Source organism: Aquibium sp. ELW1220, from assembly GCF_030398385.1.
Taxonomy (GTDB): Bacteria; Pseudomonadota; Alphaproteobacteria; order Rhizobiales; family Rhizobiaceae; genus Aquibium.
Genome location: NZ_JAOAOQ010000015.1, coordinates 16,996 through 32,403, shown reverse-complemented (window position 1 = coordinate 32,403; position 15,408 = coordinate 16,996). Strand labels below are relative to the sequence as shown.

Annotated in this window: 19 protein-coding genes; 13 read left to right on the top strand and 6 right to left on the bottom strand. The window is 66.9% G+C overall.

Features of this window, described 5'->3' with window-relative positions; translation table 11 throughout:
* Nucleotides 1-28: 28 nt before the first annotated feature.
* The 8 genes from N1F91_RS14965 to N1F91_RS14930 all read left to right on the top strand — a co-directional run bounded on the left by N1F91_RS14965 (nt 29) and on the right by N1F91_RS14930 (nt 6,992).
* Nucleotides 29-523, top strand: coding sequence for a flavin reductase (locus N1F91_RS14965; RefSeq protein ID WP_289993208.1), 495 nt, complete (start codon nt 29-31; stop codon nt 521-523).
* A gap of 32 nt (nt 524-555) precedes the next feature.
* Complete coding sequence (locus N1F91_RS14960; RefSeq protein WP_289993206.1) at nt 556-1,485, top strand: MoxR family ATPase; 930 nt, start codon at nt 556-558, stop codon at nt 1,483-1,485.
* A 142-nt stretch (nt 1,486-1,627) separates the two neighbouring features.
* Nucleotides 1,628-2,902, top strand: a complete 1,275-nt coding sequence (locus N1F91_RS14955; protein WP_289993204.1) for a VWA domain-containing protein — start codon at nt 1,628-1,630, stop codon at nt 2,900-2,902.
* Between the two features lie 25 nt (nt 2,903-2,927).
* On the top strand, nt 2,928-3,263 hold the full coding sequence (locus N1F91_RS14950; RefSeq protein ID WP_289993202.1) for an XdhC family protein: 336 nt from the start codon (nt 2,928-2,930) through the stop codon (nt 3,261-3,263).
* A gap of 13 nt (nt 3,264-3,276) precedes the next feature.
* Complete coding sequence (locus tag N1F91_RS14945) at nt 3,277-3,987, top strand: XdhC family protein (protein WP_289993201.1); 711 nt, start codon at nt 3,277-3,279, stop codon at nt 3,985-3,987.
* Nucleotides 3,984-5,594 (top strand): molybdopterin-binding/glycosyltransferase family 2 protein, encoded by a 1,611-nt coding sequence (locus tag N1F91_RS14940; RefSeq protein ID WP_289993200.1) that lies wholly within the window; start codon nt 3,984-3,986, stop codon nt 5,592-5,594. Before N1F91_RS14945 ends, N1F91_RS14940 begins: the two co-directional genes overlap by 4 nt.
* 67 nt (nt 5,595-5,661) lie before the next feature.
* Complete coding sequence (locus N1F91_RS14935) at nt 5,662-6,540, top strand: alpha/beta hydrolase (RefSeq protein ID WP_289993199.1); 879 nt, start codon at nt 5,662-5,664, stop codon at nt 6,538-6,540.
* Nucleotides 6,541-6,572: 32 nt separating this feature from the next.
* Nucleotides 6,573-6,992 carry a DUF1330 domain-containing protein gene (locus N1F91_RS14930; protein ID WP_289993198.1) on the top strand — a complete coding sequence of 140 codons (420 nt, stop codon included), beginning with the start codon at nt 6,573-6,575 and terminating at the stop codon, nt 6,990-6,992.
* A gap of 21 nt (nt 6,993-7,013) precedes the next feature.
* On the opposite strand, the gene N1F91_RS14925 is transcribed toward N1F91_RS14930, so the two are convergent.
* Both N1F91_RS14925 and N1F91_RS14920 read right to left on the bottom strand, forming a co-directional pair.
* Nucleotides 7,014-7,679, bottom strand: a complete 666-nt coding sequence (locus N1F91_RS14925; protein ID WP_289993197.1) for a DUF1176 domain-containing protein — start codon at nt 7,677-7,679, stop codon at nt 7,014-7,016.
* Between the two features lie 100 nt (nt 7,680-7,779).
* Nucleotides 7,780-7,944 carry a hypothetical protein gene (locus tag N1F91_RS14920; RefSeq protein WP_289993196.1) on the bottom strand — a complete coding sequence of 55 codons (165 nt, stop codon included), beginning with the start codon at nt 7,942-7,944 and terminating at the stop codon, nt 7,780-7,782.
* 254 nt (nt 7,945-8,198) lie between these two features.
* Here N1F91_RS14920 and N1F91_RS14915 point away from each other — a divergent pair, with 254 nt between their 5' ends.
* From N1F91_RS14915 to N1F91_RS14900, 4 genes are all read left to right on the top strand, one after another.
* The gene (locus N1F91_RS14915) at nt 8,199-8,648 is read left to right on the top strand and encodes a hypothetical protein (RefSeq protein WP_289993195.1); all 450 of its coding nucleotides are present in this window, start codon (nt 8,199-8,201) and stop codon (nt 8,646-8,648) included.
* 103 nt (nt 8,649-8,751) lie between these two features.
* Nucleotides 8,752-9,048, top strand: coding sequence for a DUF2218 domain-containing protein (locus N1F91_RS14910; RefSeq protein ID WP_289993191.1), 297 nt, complete (start codon nt 8,752-8,754; stop codon nt 9,046-9,048).
* A gap of 109 nt (nt 9,049-9,157) precedes the next feature.
* A complete protein-coding gene (locus tag N1F91_RS14905) occupies nt 9,158-10,207 on the top strand; it encodes an aldo/keto reductase (protein ID WP_289993190.1) in 1,050 nt (349 codons plus the stop codon).
* A 22-nt stretch (nt 10,208-10,229) separates the two neighbouring features.
* Nucleotides 10,230-11,684, top strand: coding sequence for an amidase (locus N1F91_RS14900; protein ID WP_289993189.1), 1,455 nt, complete (start codon nt 10,230-10,232; stop codon nt 11,682-11,684).
* 18 nt (nt 11,685-11,702) lie between these two features.
* Here N1F91_RS14900 and N1F91_RS14895 read toward each other — a convergent pair whose 3' ends face one another.
* The 4 genes from N1F91_RS14895 to N1F91_RS14880 all read right to left on the bottom strand — a co-directional run bounded on the left by N1F91_RS14895 (nt 11,703) and on the right by N1F91_RS14880 (nt 14,577).
* The gene (locus N1F91_RS14895; protein WP_289993186.1) at nt 11,703-12,134 is read right to left on the bottom strand and encodes a TA system VapC family ribonuclease toxin; all 432 of its coding nucleotides are present in this window, start codon (nt 12,132-12,134) and stop codon (nt 11,703-11,705) included.
* A 5-nt stretch (nt 12,135-12,139) separates the two neighbouring features.
* Entirely contained in the window at nt 12,140-12,406 is a 267-nt protein-coding gene (locus N1F91_RS14890; RefSeq protein WP_289993185.1) for a CopG family transcriptional regulator, read from the bottom strand.
* Nucleotides 12,407-12,449: 43 nt separating this feature from the next.
* On the bottom strand, nt 12,450-13,982 hold the full coding sequence (locus N1F91_RS14885) for an acyl-CoA carboxylase subunit beta (protein WP_289993184.1): 1,533 nt from the start codon (nt 13,980-13,982) through the stop codon (nt 12,450-12,452).
* A 154-nt stretch (nt 13,983-14,136) separates the two neighbouring features.
* Nucleotides 14,137-14,577 (bottom strand): VOC family protein, encoded by a 441-nt coding sequence (locus tag N1F91_RS14880; RefSeq protein WP_289993183.1) that lies wholly within the window; start codon nt 14,575-14,577, stop codon nt 14,137-14,139.
* A gap of 222 nt (nt 14,578-14,799) precedes the next feature.
* Here N1F91_RS14880 and N1F91_RS14875 point away from each other — a divergent pair, with 222 nt between their 5' ends.
* Nucleotides 14,800-15,396, top strand: a complete 597-nt coding sequence (locus tag N1F91_RS14875) for a cold-shock protein (protein ID WP_289993182.1) — start codon at nt 14,800-14,802, stop codon at nt 15,394-15,396.
* The last annotated feature ends 12 nt before the right edge of the window (nt 15,397-15,408 follow it).

Below are 15,408 nucleotides of genomic sequence, written 5' to 3'. Positions count from 1 at the left end.
TCGGAAACGGGCGCAGAGGCATGGCCGGGTGTTGAACAAGAACGAGATCGAGCCGGCTTTCTACCGTGAAGCCATGGCGAATTTTGCCGGTGCCGTGCATCTGGTGACGACCGAGGGGCCCGCGGGCAGGCGCGGCGTGACCGTCATCGCGGCCTGTTCCGTGTCCGATGATCCTGCGACCATCCTCGTCTGTCTCAATCGCGAGAACCAGAAGAACGACATGTTCCGGGACAATGGCGTCTTCGCGCTGAACACGCTGGCGGCCGAGCATCAGGGCCTGTCGGCAGACTTCGCCGGCCTGACGGGCAAGCCGCCGGAGGCGCGCTTCGTCGCGGACGACTGGGACACGATCTCCACCGGCGCTCCGACGCTGAAGACGGCGCTTGCGGTCTTCGATTGCGAATTGACCGAGGCGAAGGACTTTGCCACGCATCGTGTGCTGTTCGGCCGCGTGACAGGATTGCGGGTCGGCGATAACCTGCCCGCTCTGCTCTATCATCGCCGCGCCTATCGCGTCCTTTGAGGCGGGGCCACACATCACAGCCAGGAGACGGCATGTCCGACGAACCCAGCCACGCGCTTCCGCAGTCGATCGACGAGACGATGGCGCTGCTCGAAAGCGCCGACTACGTGGCGGACAGGGCGCTGGCGACCGTGCTCTTCCTGTCTTTGCGCATGAAGCGGCCGCTCTTCCTGGAAGGCGAGGCGGGCGTCGGCAAGACGGAGATCGCGAAGGTGCTGGCAAAGGCGCTCGGCCGCAAGCTCATCCGCCTGCAGTGCTATGAGGGCCTCGACGTCTCATCGGCGGTCTACGAGTGGAACTATGCCGCGCAGATGATCGAGATCCGGATGGACGAGGCGGCCGGGCAGACCGACCGCGACCGGATGGAGAAGAACGTCTTCTCGGAAAAATACCTGATCCGCCGGCCCATCCTCGAGGCTCTTGAAGGAAAGGACGGCCGCGCGCCGGTGCTGCTGATCGACGAACTCGACCGGACCGACGAGGCCTTCGAGGCCTTCCTGCTCGAGATTCTCTCCGACTTCCAGGTGACGGTGCCCGAACTCGGGACGATCAAGGCTGCCGAGCCGCCGATCGTCATCATCACCACCAACCGAACCCGGGAAATCCACGACGCGCTGAAACGGCGCTGCCTCTATCACTGGGTCGACTATCCGAATGCCGAGCGCGAGCTGGAGATCGTCGCGCGCAAGGTGCCGCAGGCCAACCGTCGGCTTTCCGCCGAACTGGTCCGCTTCATCCAGAAGCTGCGCGAGATCGACCTGTTCAAGGTGCCGGGTGTGGCCGAGACGATCGACTGGGCGAGCGCGCTGACGGAACTCGACAAGATCGCGCTCGATCCCGAGACGGTCTCCGACACCATCGGCGTCATCCTCAAGTACCAGGACGACATCGCCCGCATCGAGCAGGGCGAGGGCCGGCGGCTGCTGAAGGAAGTGCAGGCGGACATGGCGACGGCGGAGTAGGGGCGGTGGTGCGGTGCGGTTTCTTGCGGGGGCGGGGTCACGGCGCAGTGCGGGCTCGTGAGATCGCCTCTTGGTCCGTTCTTCACCGGCAGGGCAAGGGTGGGGGTAGCCTCCCGCCGTCCGACGTCAGGGAGGCGCGACCGTGAGCGCCACGTACGAAGCGGAAACGGCACCGCAGCATGCCTTCCCCAATGCCGCCAGGGCGGACGGCCGGCTGGCCGACAACATCGTCTATTTCGCCCGCGCCCTGCGCAAGGCCGGCATGCGGGTGGGGCCGGCTTCAGTGAAGGACGCGATCGAGGCGGTTCTCGCCGCCGGGATCGGCAGCCGGGAGGATTTCTACTGGGTGCTCCACTCGGTGCTGGTGAAGCGGCACGAGGATCACGCGACCTTCGACGAGGCCTTCCGCCTGTTCTGGAAGTCGCGCGAGCTGGTGGAGAAGATGCTCGCCATGTTCTCGCCCAAGGCGCCCGACACGCGGGAGCGCCAGAAGCCGCGCGCCGCCGAGAGCCGCGTCGCCGATGCCATGTTCGAGGGCCACGACAAGAACCGTAAGCCGCAGGAGATCCCCGAGATCGAGGTCGATGCGCGGCTCACCTTCTCCGGCAGCGAGGTGTTGCGCGGCAAGGACTTCGCGCAGATGACGGCGCGCGAGATCGCCGAGGCGAAGCGGGCCATCGCCAACCTGAAGCTGCCCTTCGATCTCGTGCGCACCCGCCGCTACCGGCCCGACCCGCGCGGCCGGCGGACCGATGCGCGCGCCATGCTGCGGTCGGGCCTGCGGACCGGCGGCGACCTGATCCTGCCGAAGTTCCGCTCGCCGCGCGAGATTCATCCGCCGCTCGTCGTGCTCGCCGACATTTCCGGATCGATGAGCCAGTACACCCGCATCTTCCTGCATTTCCTGCATGCGCTGGCCGAGAAGCGCAGGCGGGTGCACACCTTCGTCTTCGGGACGCGGCTCACCAACCTGACGCGGCAGATGCGCCACCGCGATCCCGACGAGGCGCTGGCCGACAGTTCGCTTGCCGTGCGCGACTGGTCGGGCGGCACGCGGATCGGCGAGACCCTGCACGAGTTCAACCGCGTCTGGTCGCGGCGGGTGCTGGGGCAGGGCGCCATCGTGCTCCTCATCACCGACGGTCTGGAGCGCGACGATGTCGCATCGCTGACGGTCGAAATGGAGCGCTTGCACAAGTCGTGCCGCAGGCTGGTGTGGCTCAATCCGCTGCTGCGCTTCGACGGCTTCGAGGCCCGGGCGCGGGGGGTGAAGGCCATGCTGTCGCATGTCGACGAGTTCCGCCCCGTCCACACGCTGAACGCGCTCGCCGATCTCTGCGCCTCTCTCTCTGATCGTCGCGCGGGCGATGCCGATCCCCGCCGCTTCATGGCCCTTGGCAAGCGCCGGGCCGCGTGACCATATTCCGGACGGAGGCCGCATCATGGACAATCCGACGCTCGACGAGACCCGCGATCCGCTCTTGATCGCGCAAGGCTGGATGGAAGAGGGCCGCGACGTGGCCATCGCCACCGTGGTGGAGACCTGGGGATCGGCGCCGCGCCCCGTCGGCAGCCATCTGGTCATCGACGCGGAAGGCAATTTCCACGGCTCCGTCTCGGGTGGATGCGTCGAAGGCGCGGTGGTCTCCGAGGCCGTCGACATCATCGAGAGCGGCAAGCCCCGGATGCTGGAATTCGGCGTCGCCGACGAGACGGCCTGGCAGGTCGGCCTGTCCTGCGGCGGCCGCATCAAGGTCTATGTCGAGCGGCTCGGCTGAACGGACGGACCCCATGGACCCGCATGCGCTGAAGACGATCAATGCCGCCCGCCAGGCGAGGCAGGCTGCAATCCTGGTGACCGATCTCGGCGACGGCCGCGACCGCGTGGTGCGCGAGGGCGACACGGTGGCGGGCGAACTCGGCGCGGCGATCGGCAAGGCGTTCCGCTCCGGCAAGTCGGGCACGGTGGAGGCCGGCGGCGCGAGTTTCTTCCTCAACGTCCACCTGCCGCCGCCCCGGCTGGTGGTGATCGGCGCCGTCCACATCAGCCAGGCGCTGGCGCCGATGGCGAAGATCGCCGCCTACGACATGGAGATCGTCGACCCGCGCACCGCCTTCGCCACGCCCGAGCGCTTTCCCGGCGTGCCGCTGTTTGCCGACTGGCCGGAGACGGTGCTGGCCGCGCGGCCCTTCGACGCCTACACGGCGGTGGCCGCCGTGACGCACGATCCCAAGATCGACGATTTTCCGCTGAAGGCGGCGCTCGACGCCAACTGCTTCTATGTCGGTGCGCTTGGCAGCCGCAAGACGCACGCCAAGCGCGTCGAGCGGCTGAAGGCGATGGGCGCCACGGACGAAGCGATCGGCCGCATCCAGGCGCCGATAGGGCTCGACATCGGTGCGTCGAGCCCGGCCGAGATCGCGGTTGCCGTGCTGGCACAGGTCATCGCCACCTTCCGTTCGCGCGGCATCGCGGCATCCGGCGAGAGCACTGCCAGATGAGGTTCGGCCCCGTTCCGGCCGGCCAGGCGCGGGGCGCGATCCTCGCCCATGCGACCACGGCCGGCGGCAGGCGGCTGAAGAAGGGCCATGTGCTCGGCGCCGAGGACGTCGCGGCACTCCAAGCCGCCGGTGTCACCGCCGTGGTGGTGGCCGCGCTCGAACCGGACGATCTCGGCGAGGACGAGGCTGCACGCCGCATCGCCGCCGCGCTCGAGACCCGCGGCATCGAGGTGCGGGCGCCGGCGACCGGCCGGGTCAACCTCCATGCGGTGGCGGCCGGTGTGTTCACCGTCGACCGGGCGCTGATCGACGCTATCAATGCCCTTGATCCCGCGATCACGCTGGCAACGGTTGCCGCGCACGCCGCCGTGTCCGCCGGGCAGATGGTCGCGACGGTGAAAATCATCCCGTTTGCGGTTTCGGCCGCGCTGGTCGGGACCGTCGCGGGGATCTGCGCCGGGCGCGAGGCCTTCGCCGTGCATGCGTTCCGGCCGTGGCGCGTCGGGCTGGTGCAGACCGTGCTGTCGGGCGTCAAACCGAGCGTGCTCGACAAGACCGTGCGGGTGACCGCGGCGCGGCTCGTCCGCTCGGGCAGCACGCTGTCGGGCGAGGCGCGCACGGGGCATGACGAAGCGGAGCTTTCGACGGCGATCGCGGCGGCTGCGGCCGAGAACGACCTTGTTCTGGTGTTCGGGGCGTCGGCCGTCAGCGACGCCGACGATGTGATCCCCGCCGCGATCCGAAGGGCGGGTGGCCAGGTCGAACGGTTCGGCATGCCGGTCGATCCCGGCAATCTCCTGGTGCTCGGCAGGGTCGGCGACGTGCCCGTCCTCGGCGCGCCGGGCTGTGCGCGCAGCCCGAAGGAAAACGGCTTCGACTGGATCCTCGACCGACTGGTTGCGGGGGTCGCGGTCGATTCGGCGGCCATCGCTGGCATGGGTGTCGGCGGCCTCCTGATGGAGATACCGACCCGGCCGCAGCCGCGCGAGCGACCCGCGCAGCCGCACAGGCCGGCGGTCCACGCCGTTCTGCTCGCCGCCGGGCGGTCGAGCCGCATGGGCGGTCCAAACAAGCTGATGGCCAATTTCGCCGGAGAGCCGCTGCTGCGCCGCACGGCGCGCCAGGTGCTGGCGAGCAGGGTGCGCCGGACGGTCGTCGTGCTCGGCCACCAGGCCGCGCGTGCGACTGCCGCCCTGGACGGCCTCGACGTCCGGCTCGTCGCGAACCCGGACTACGCTTCCGGCCTGTCCTCCTCGCTGAAGGCCGGCATCGCCGCCCTGCCGGCGGAAGCGGCAGGGGCTCTCGTGGTGCTGGGCGACATGCCCGGCGTAACCGTCGACGATCTCGATCGCCTCGTCGCCGCCTTCGAAACCGCCGGCGGTCTGTCGATCGTGCGCGCCACGTTCAATGGCAAGCGCGGCAACCCGGTGATCCTGCCGCGATCGCTCTTTGCCGCCGTCGAGGCGCTGTCGGGCGACACCGGGGCGCGACACATCGTCGAGAGCGGCGCGGCCGACGTGGTCGATGTCGAGATCGGCGAGGGCGCCTTCCTCGACGTCGACACGCCCGAAGCCATGCGCGCCGCCGGCGGACTGCTGCAGGGGTGACGGGCGAGCCGGCTCGATGGTCCGGCCCGGGTTGCATCGCCCGTCCCGATCCGTCTAATCATCGGTCATGACCCTTTTGCCACCAGGCGTCCGCCGATTTCTCATCGCTGCCTGCGCTTCGCTTGCGGCGACCGTCGCGGTATCCGCGGAGACGCTGAAGCCCTACAAGGACGATCTCTTCGCCTATCCGGGCATCCTGGAAAGCCGCGACGACGGCGCCTACCGGATCGTCGACTATCGCGAGATGCGCGACATCAATGGCCGTGACGAGGTGCCGGAGCGGCGCGCCCATGCCCGCTACGTTTCGCTTTCAGTGCGGCGGCAACAGCAGAACCTGTCGCTCGACGGGACAGGCCACGTCGCGGTCGGCCGCACCGAGGGGGCGCGGTTCATCACGGTCTACCTCCATGGCCAGGGCGGCAGCCGCAAGCAGGGTGTCGACGACTTCACGTTCGGCGGCAACTTCAACCGGATCAAGAACCTGATGGTCGACAATGACGGGCTCTATTTGTCGCCCGATTTTCCGGATTTCGGGGATGCCGGCGCGGCGGCGGTTGCAGGTCTGATCAACCATTACGCGAAGAAATCGCCACAGGCTCCGGTTTTCATTGCATGCGGGTCCGCAGGCGGCGCGCTTTGTCATCGACTGGCGAAGGACGGAGAACTTGTCGGTCGCCTGGGCGGCCTGCTGCTCCTCGGCTCGTTGTGGGACGACGGATATGTCCGCAGCGCAGCCTTCAGGGCAAAGGTGCCCCTGTTCATCGGGCAGGGAAGCCGCGACAAGGTCTTTCCCGTCGACCGGATGGAAGCCTTCTACCGGTCGGTCCGCGCCGCAGCGCCCGGCTATCCCATCCGCATGGTGCGCTTCGAGAGCGGGACCCACGGGACACCCATCCGCATGACGGACTGGCGGGAGACACTGAACTGGATGCTGTCGGCGCGGTAGGGCGCGGCGGCGATCGTCGAGGAGGAGACTTCATGAGCGGGTTCATCGATCCGACGCGCGAGACGTTCGGGGAATTCCGGCGCCTGCCGGAGGAAGGGCCGATCCACATGCTGAACCTCGTGCGCCTGCGCGAGATTGCGGCCTATCCCGACGGACGCGGGTCGTCAGGCGCGGAGGCCTACGCCGCCTATGGCCGCGAGAGCGGGCCGGTCTTCCGGCGGGTCGGCGGGCGGATCGCCTGGTCCGGCGATTTCCGCCTGATGCTGATCGGGCCTTCGGATGAACGCTGGGACCGCTGCTTCATCGCCGAGTATCCCTCGGGTGCTGCCTTCGTCGAGATGGTCAAGGATCCCGAATACCAGAAGGCGGTCGTGCACCGGCAGGCCGCGGTGCTCGATTCGCGGCTGATCCGCCTGTCGCCCCGGATGTCCGGCGGGGGCTTCGGAGAATAGGCGCATCCCCCTCCTGCAGGTCTACGGCGCCGAATAATAGTCCAGCACGGTTTCCGGGTTGATCTCGCCGTCATAGGTCGGGTCGACCTCGTACCTGACCAGCGAAAAGTCGCCATCGCGGAAGAGCCAGAGCCCGGTCGACGAGGCGTCGCCAAGGCCGCGCCATTTCGCATGGGACAGGATCGCGTGGTCTTCGGCAACGAACTCGGAGTTCACCAGAACCGGCTGTGCGGTGAAGCCGATGATCCGCATCTCCTCCACCGGCTTTTCGGTATCTTCGTCCTCGTGGCGGATCTGCAGTTCGGGTTCGGCGAAGGACAGCCGGCGCAGCCCGTCGAATGCGGTATGCAGGACATAGGCATGCGTCTCGTTGTAGGCGCCGGCCCCGCAGAAGAAGCGGATCAGCGTCGCCTCCTCGAGCGGCGCATCGTCGTCCGCGTAGGACGGGCGAAAGGTCATCGTGTAGATGTCTGGCCGCGGATCTTCGCCGAAACGCGACCCGTCGCACGCCTCGCCCCGCGTCGCCTCGAACAGGTCCCGCGCCTGTCGGAGCAGGTCGTCCTGCGGGGCCGGAGTCTGCACGGCTTCCGCCGGCCCGCTCGCTGCGCCATCCTGCTGTGCGGCTGCAGGCGGACCGAAGAAGGCTGCGCCTGCAAGGATCATCATGGCAAAGCGCGTCTGATACATGGCGAATCTCCCCCTCGACGGGAAGATCATACTCCAGATGCTTTGCGGCGCATCTGTGGACGGCCGGGCGCAGCGGCGGGCCCGGCTCCGACAGGCCGCTTCAGCGCCTGGCCATCTGGCGCGCGATGCGCGGGAAGTCGGCCGGCTTGATGTTGATGTCTGCCCGTTCCGCGCCGCTCATGGCGCCCAGCAGGACCATGGCGGACCGGTAGCGCTGTTCTTCCGTCGGGCGGGGGCGGGCGAAGAGTTCGGTCATGAAACCCATTTGGATGCTCCAGGTCTTTCTCCTCCCGCAAGCATTGAATATCGGAGTTTCATGACGTTTGTGCAGTGCAGCATAACGCATGGCTGATATGCGCCGCAGTCTCCCCGCTCGGGGTGCACGGCGTGGCCGGTCAAACGATTGCAGCCAGGCGTCTCAATTTCGACGGGTTTGAGGACCGGATTGTTAATCGGTTTCGCCGTAGCGTCGGCAACCTATTCGAGTATCCCCGCGTTGATGGGCGCAGGACCCAGGGCATGAACGGTTTCACCACCAGCGAGTTCACCACTCTTCTCGACGAGCTTCTCGCCCGCGGAGAACGTGACGACGACGCGCTCGCGCGTCCGTCGGTTCCCTTCGGCTTCGTCACGCCCGACGCGGCAGTGGAAGAACTCTGGAAGAGCGTGCCGTCCGATTTCGTCGCGAAGGTCTATGGCGAAACCAGCGAGCGGGAAACCGTTCAGTCTGCGCCGGGAATCGAGACGCCGGAGCCGCTGCCGTCGACCGATCCGGACGACATCGCTGCGGAACTGCGCATGGCCAATGCCCGCTGGCCGAAGGATTTCGACCGCATCCGCCGGGAATTCGCGCTGGCCAATCATCCGGACCGGGTCGTACCGCACCTGCGCGACCGCGCCGTGGTGCGCATGCAGATCGCGAACATGATGATCGACCGCGAGAAGCGGAAGGCCGCCGCCCGGGGCTGAGCCCGAAGATCATGACGGAAGTTTCACATTCCGGTCAGCTTTTTCGATTGCCTTCGCGCAAGACTTGGCCAATCTCTGCCGGTCCAGACGGAGAAGAGATCGAATGAGTGAATCCACCTACGCCCTGTCGTCCCGTGCCGACGTGCACACGCAGTCGGCCAGCCGCTATCTGCAGCAGCTGTGCAAGCACTTCGGGCACAAGATCCCCGCCGAGTTCACGCCCGAGGAAGGCACCATCCGCTTTCCCTTCGGCACCTGCGCTCTGAAGGCTGCCGACGACGTGCTTGTCCTGGACGTCTCGGCCGCGACCGAGGAGGACCTGGAGCGCATGCGCGGCGTCATCGGCAGCCATCTCGAACGTTTCGCCTTCCGCGATACGCCCACGATCACCTGGAACTGAAAGCCGCCTTTGCAGCGGGCCTGATTGTCTCGCGACGGATCCGGCCTTAGGATCGGCGACCTGCCTCGGGGGTCGCCCCCGCCTCTTTCCAATCCTGACGGAGTCTCGCATGCAACAGCGCCCGCTCGGCCGCACCGGCCTGTCCGTGTCCACCATCTGCCTCGGCACCATGACCTGGGGCGAGCAGAACACGGAGGCCGAGGGCTTCGCGCAGATGGACATGGCCGTCGCGCGCGGCGTCAATTTCTTCGACACGGCCGAGATGTATCCTATCCCGCCCAGGGCGCCGACGCAGGGGCGCACGGAAACGATCATCGGCAACTGGTTCAGGCACACCGGAAAGCGCGACGACATCGTGCTCGCCACCAAGGTGGTGGGCCGAACGGCGATGGACTGGTTCCGCGGCGGACGTCCCTCCAGGCTCGTCCGGGCCGACATTCTCGATGCCGTCGAAAAGTCGCTGTCGAGGCTGCAGACCGACCGGATCGACCTTTACCAGATCCACTTCCCCGAGCGGCCGATGCCGTGGGGCGCCAATCCGAGCCGCGTCACGAGCCCGCCCGCGCCGCTCGCCGACGAAACCCCGATCGCCGAGACGCTTTCGGTGTTCGACGAACTGGTGAAGGCCGGAAAGATCCGCCATTTCGGTCTGTCGAACGAAAGCGCCTGGGGCGTCATGCGCTATGTCGCCGAGAGCGAGAAGGGCGGCGGGCCGCGCGTCGCCTCGCTGCAGAACGCCTACAATCTCGTCAATCGCACCTTCGAGGTGAACCTTGCGGAAGTTTGCCGCCGCGAAGAGGTGAGCCTGCTCGCCTATTCGCCGCTCGCCCAGGGCTACCTGTCGGGCAAGTATGATGACGGCGCGCTGCCCGAAGGCTCGCGCAAGAAGCTGTTCGACAGGCTGCAGCGTTACGAGACGCCGGGAGCGGCGGAGGCCTTTGTCGCCTATGGCCAACTGGCGCGGCGCTTCGACATGGCGCCGGCGCTGTTCGCCAATGCCTTCGTTACCCATCGGCCGTTCATGACGTCGAATATCGTCGGGGCGACGACGATGGAGCAGTTGCGCATCGCCCTCGATTCGGCCGATGTTTCGTGGACCGAAGAGATGCAGAAGGCGGTGGACGACATCCACCAGCGGGTGGGCAATCCCTGTCCGTAGGCAGCGACGGGGAGGGGACGCGATGACAGAGATTCCGCAGCCGGGACAGGGCCGTTTCGCACCGCCCGACGCCATCTGCAGGCTCGGCGCCACCGACCTCGCCAGCGCCATACGCACGCGGCAGCTCTCCGTGGTCGAGGTGATGAATGCCTTCATGGACCGCATCGCGGCGGTCAACCCGCACGTCAACGCGATCGTGTCGGTGCGCGACCGGGACGACCTGCGCAAGGAGGCCGAGGCCGCGGATGCCCTGCTTGCCCGCGGCCAGGCCTCCGGTGCCCTGTTCGGCGTGCCGATGGCGATCAAGGACCTCGCCCAGACGAAGGGTCTGCGCACCACGTTCGGTTCGCCGCTCTTCGCCACCCATGTTCCCGACGTCGACGACATCTTCGTCGAGCGCATCCGTGCCGCCGGCGCCATCCTGATCGGCAAGACCAACGTGCCGGAATTCGGCTTCGGCTCGAACACCTACAATCCCGTCTTCGGTCCGACGCTGAACGCCTATGGCCATGGGCTGACGGCCGGCGGGTCGAGCGGCGGCGCGGCGGTGTCGCTGGCGCTGCACATGCTGCCGGTGGCCGACGGCTCCGACATGGGCGGCTCGCTGCGCAATCCCGGCGCCTTCAACAACGTCTACGGCTTCCGTCCCAGCCAGGGGCGGGTGCCCGCCGGCCCGTCGCCCGAGAGCTTCGTCGCGCAGATGGGCGTGGAGGGGCCGATGGGGCGCAGCGTGCGCGACATGGCGCTGCTGCTTTCCGTCCAGGCCGGCTACGACGCCCGCGCGCCGCTGTCGCTCGACGGCCGGCCGGATTTCGCTGCAGATCTCGTTCCGGCGATCCGGGGCGCGCGCGTCGCGTGGCTCGGCGACCTCGGCGGCAAGCTCGCCATGGAGGCCGGCATTCTCGACCTCTGCGACGCCGCGCTGCGCCTCATGGAAGGCGCGGGCGCGGCGGTCGAGCCGCATCTGCCTGCCTTCGACATGGAGGCGCTCTGGCAGGCCTTCGTCACGCTGCGCCACTTCACGTCCGGCAGCGCGCTCAAGCCGTTCTACGATGACCCCGAGAAGCGGGCGCTGCTGAAGCCGGAAGCGATCTTCGAGGTGGAGGGCGGGCTGGATCTCAGGGCGGCGACGATCTTCGCCGCATCGCAGCTGCGCACCGCCTGGCACCGCCACCTGCTGTCGCTGTTTGCGCGTTTCGACTGTCTCGCGATTCCGACCGCGCAGGTCTTCCCGTTCCCGGTCGAGCGGCACTGGCCCGACGAAATCGCCGGCACGACCATGGACAGCTACCACCGCTGGATGGAGGTCTCGGCGCTCGCCACCATGGCCGGCTGCCCGGCGGTCAACGTGCCCGTCGGCTTCAGCCCGGACGGCCGGCCGATGGGCCTGCAGCTGATCGGCCCGCCCCGCGCCGACCAGGCGATGCTGAACCTGGCGGCGGGATACGAAGAGGTGACGCCGTTCGGAGTGCGGTGATCCTGCCGGATCGGCCGGTCACCTCAGAACGACAAGGTGTTCGGTCGCTGCTCCGAGCACGGGCGCGGGCGAAACGCGAGCGTCGAAGGTCACCAGACGCCCTGAATTCGAGACAGCAAGTGCCAGCAGGTAGATATCGGTCAACTGTTTGGGGCTGCGCACGAATGAGAAATCGAAGCGGGCTGGGTCGGAGAAAGAGATGTCAGCCGTCCAGAACGCGTGACCGCTGGCGCGGGGCTGGCGGAACAGGATCGAATGGGCATCCAGGAGAGTGATGGGACTTGGATAACTCGGGTTTGAAATGATCCTGAGGAAACCGGTCTGCGTGAGCGGACAGGTAGCCCAGCCCGCATCCGCATTTCCGGCCCACCATCGATGGGCCTTCTCGTGATGGACGTGGATCGGATCGAAGAGAGCCAGGAGTACGTTCACGTCCAGCAGCGAACGCATCGACCTCAGTCCTGGAGCGCGTCCGACAGATCGCTTTCCAGCAACAGTTGCTCGACCCGATCTGCGGTCACGCGTCCGGGACGGTCAGGCAGGATGATCCAGCCGTTGCGCTCTGTCGTTGCGATTGCTTGTCGATCGCGAAGCACCGGCGCATCCTCGAGGCTCCTGCGCGCCAGATCGGACAGAACCTGACCCGCACTCCTGCGCTCGGCGTTCGCTATGCGCTTCGCCGCTTCGAGCACGTCATCGTCGATTTCCAGGGTGGTGCGCATGACGCAAATCTAGATCACCTGCCCGAAACCTTCAATGCGCCCCCTACAGCGGAATGTTGTCGTGCTTCTTCCAGGGGTTCTGCAGGTCCTTGTTGCGCAGCATCCTGAGCGCGCGGGCGATGCGGCGGCGGGTCGAGTGCGGCATGATCACCTCGTCGACATAGCCGCGCTCTGCGGCCACGAAGGGCGACAGGAAGCGGTCCTCGTAAGCCTTGGTGTGGGCGGCGATCTTCTCCGGATCGGCGATGTCCTTGCGGTAGATGATCTCGACCGCGCCCTTGGCGCCCATTACCGCGATCTGCGCCGACGGCCAGGCATAGTTCATGTCGCCGCGCAGGTGCTTCGAGGCCATCACGTCGTAGGCGCCGCCATAGGCTTTTCGCGTGATGACGGTGATCTTCGGAACGGTGGCCTCGGCATAGGCGAAGAGCAGCTTGGCGCCGTGCTTGATCAGGCCGCCATATTCCTGCGCCGTGCCCGGCAGGAAGCCCGGCACGTCGACGAAGGTGACGATGGGGATGTTGAAGCAGTCGCAGAAGCGCACGAAGCGGGCCGCCTTGCGCGACGCGTCCGAATCCAGCACGCCGGCCAGCACCATCGGCTGGTTGGCGACGAAGCCGACGGTGCGTCCTTCGACCCGGCCGAAGCCGGTGACGATGTTCTTCGCGAAGCTCTCCTGGATCTCGAAGAAGTCGCCCTCGTCGCAGGTCTTCAGGATCAGTTCCTTGATGTCGTAGGGCTTGTTGGCGCTGTCGGGCACGAGGCGGTCGAGCGACGGGTCGATCTCGTCGACCGGCTGGAAGCATTCGATCTCGGGAATCTCGGCCGTGTTGGAGGCCGGCAGGAAGTCGATCAGCCGGCGCATCTGCAGCAGCGCCTCGACGTCGTTGTCGTAGGCGCCGTCGGCGATCGAGGACTTCGTCGTATGGATCGAGGCGCCGCCGAGCTGTTCGGCCGTCACGGTCTCGTTGGTGACGGTCTTCACCACGTCGGGTCCGGTGACGAACATGTAGGACGTGTCGCGCACCATGAAGATGAAGTCCGTCATGGCCGGCGAATAGACGTCGCCGCCGGCGCAGGGACCCATGATCAGCGAGATCTGCGGGATGACGCCGGAGGCCAGCACGTTGCGCTGGAAGATCTCGGCATAGCCGCCGAGTGCCGCCACGCCCTCCTGGATGCGGGCGCCGCCGGCATCGTAGAGGCCGATGATCGGCGCGCGGTTGCGCAGCGCCATCTCCTGCACCTTCACCACCTTCTCGGCATGCGCTTCCGACAGCGAGCCGCCGAACACGGTGAAGTCCTTGGCGAAGAGGAAGACGGTGCGGCCGTTGACGGTGCCCCAGCCGGTGACGACGCCGTCGCCGGCATATTTGGTCTTCTCCATGCCGAAATCGGTGGAGCGGTGTTCGACGAACATGTCGAACTCCTCGAAGGAGCCCTCGTCCAGGAACACCGCGATGCGTTCGCGCGCGGTGAGCTTGCCTCTGCGGTGCTGCGCGGCGATGCGGTCGGCGCCACCGCCCTGGCGGGCGATTTCTCGCCGGCGTTCCAGCTCGACCAGCACTTCCTTCATGCGATGCACCCCCCAACCGTTGCGCCGTGCGTGTTGCACCGTGTTAGCACGGCGAAAGCCGAGCGCAATCCCCACTTGCGCCGCAGGCCAAGGTCGGCGGTGCAAGCCGGACGTGCCCCATTGGAAGGGGCTCCGCCCGGCTGACCGTTCAGACCTACCAGCTGCCGGTGTTCGGCATCGAAGCCCAGGGCTCCTGCGGCGCCAGCGCCTCGCCTTCCTGGAGCAGCTCGATGGAGATGCCGTCGGGCGACTTGACGAAGGCCATGTAGCCGTCGCGCGGCGGGCGGTTGATCGTCACGCCCTTGTCCATCAGGTGCTGGCAGGTCGCGTAGATGTCGTCGACCTTGTAGGCGAGGTGCCCGAAGTTGCGGCCGCCCGAATAGGCCTCCGGATCCCAGTTGAAGGTCAGCTCCAGTTCCGGCGCGCGGCTGGCCGCGGAGGTCGCCTTGTCCTTCGGTGCGGCCAGGAAGATCAGCGTGAACCGGCCCTTCTCGTTGTCGATCCGCCGGACTTCCTCCAGGCCAAGCTTGTTGCAGTAGAAGTCGAGCGATGCGTCCACGTCCGTGACGCGAACCATGGTGTGGAGATAACGCATGTGTTGATATCCTGACATTGTCGGTTTGGAATCCGCTCGCTGCATATGGCGCTGTCCGCGCCGATTGGCAATGAAAGGCGGGCTAAGCTTCCCGAAGCTTGCGCGAGCTTGAATTGGTGGTGTCACAACGGGAAAAAATGTGGTTTGCCTGCTGACAGGGGCAGGCAGGGTGGTATCCTGCCGTTGGGAATCAGTCGAGTTTACGACGGAAGGTGCGTTCGGATGGGGGAAAAATCCTCTTCGGAAGGGCGAGATCTGATCAGGGCAGGGTTCGTGAACGCTGGCGGCAGCAACGAGGCCGAGGATCTCACCGAGATTGCAGGCGCCATCAAGTGGTTCGACGTGGCCAAGGGCTATGGATTCATCCTTCCCGACGAACCGGGATACGGCGATATCCTGCTGCACGTGACCTGCCTGCGCCGCGACGGGTTCCAGACCGCGATGGAAGGCTCGCGCATCGTCTGCCTCGTGCGGCGCGGCGAGCGCGGGTTCCAGTGCTTCAAGGTCCTGTCGATGGACCTCAGCACCGCCACGCATCCCAAGGAGCTTCCCGCCCAGCGAACCCATGTCAGCGTGCGGCCGGAAAGCGGCCTCGAGCGGGCGCTGGTCAAGTGGTTCAACCGGACCAAGGGGTTCGGATTCCTCAGCCGCGGCGAGGGCACCGAGGACATCTTCATCCACATGGAGACGCTGCGCCAGTTCGGTATCGCGGAGCTCCGGCCGGGTCAGGTCGTGCTGGTCCGCTTCGGACGCGGCGACAAGGGCCTTATGGCTGCCGAAATTCACCCCGATGTTGGGACGCTGCCGTTCTCCAACTGACAAGGTGCATCA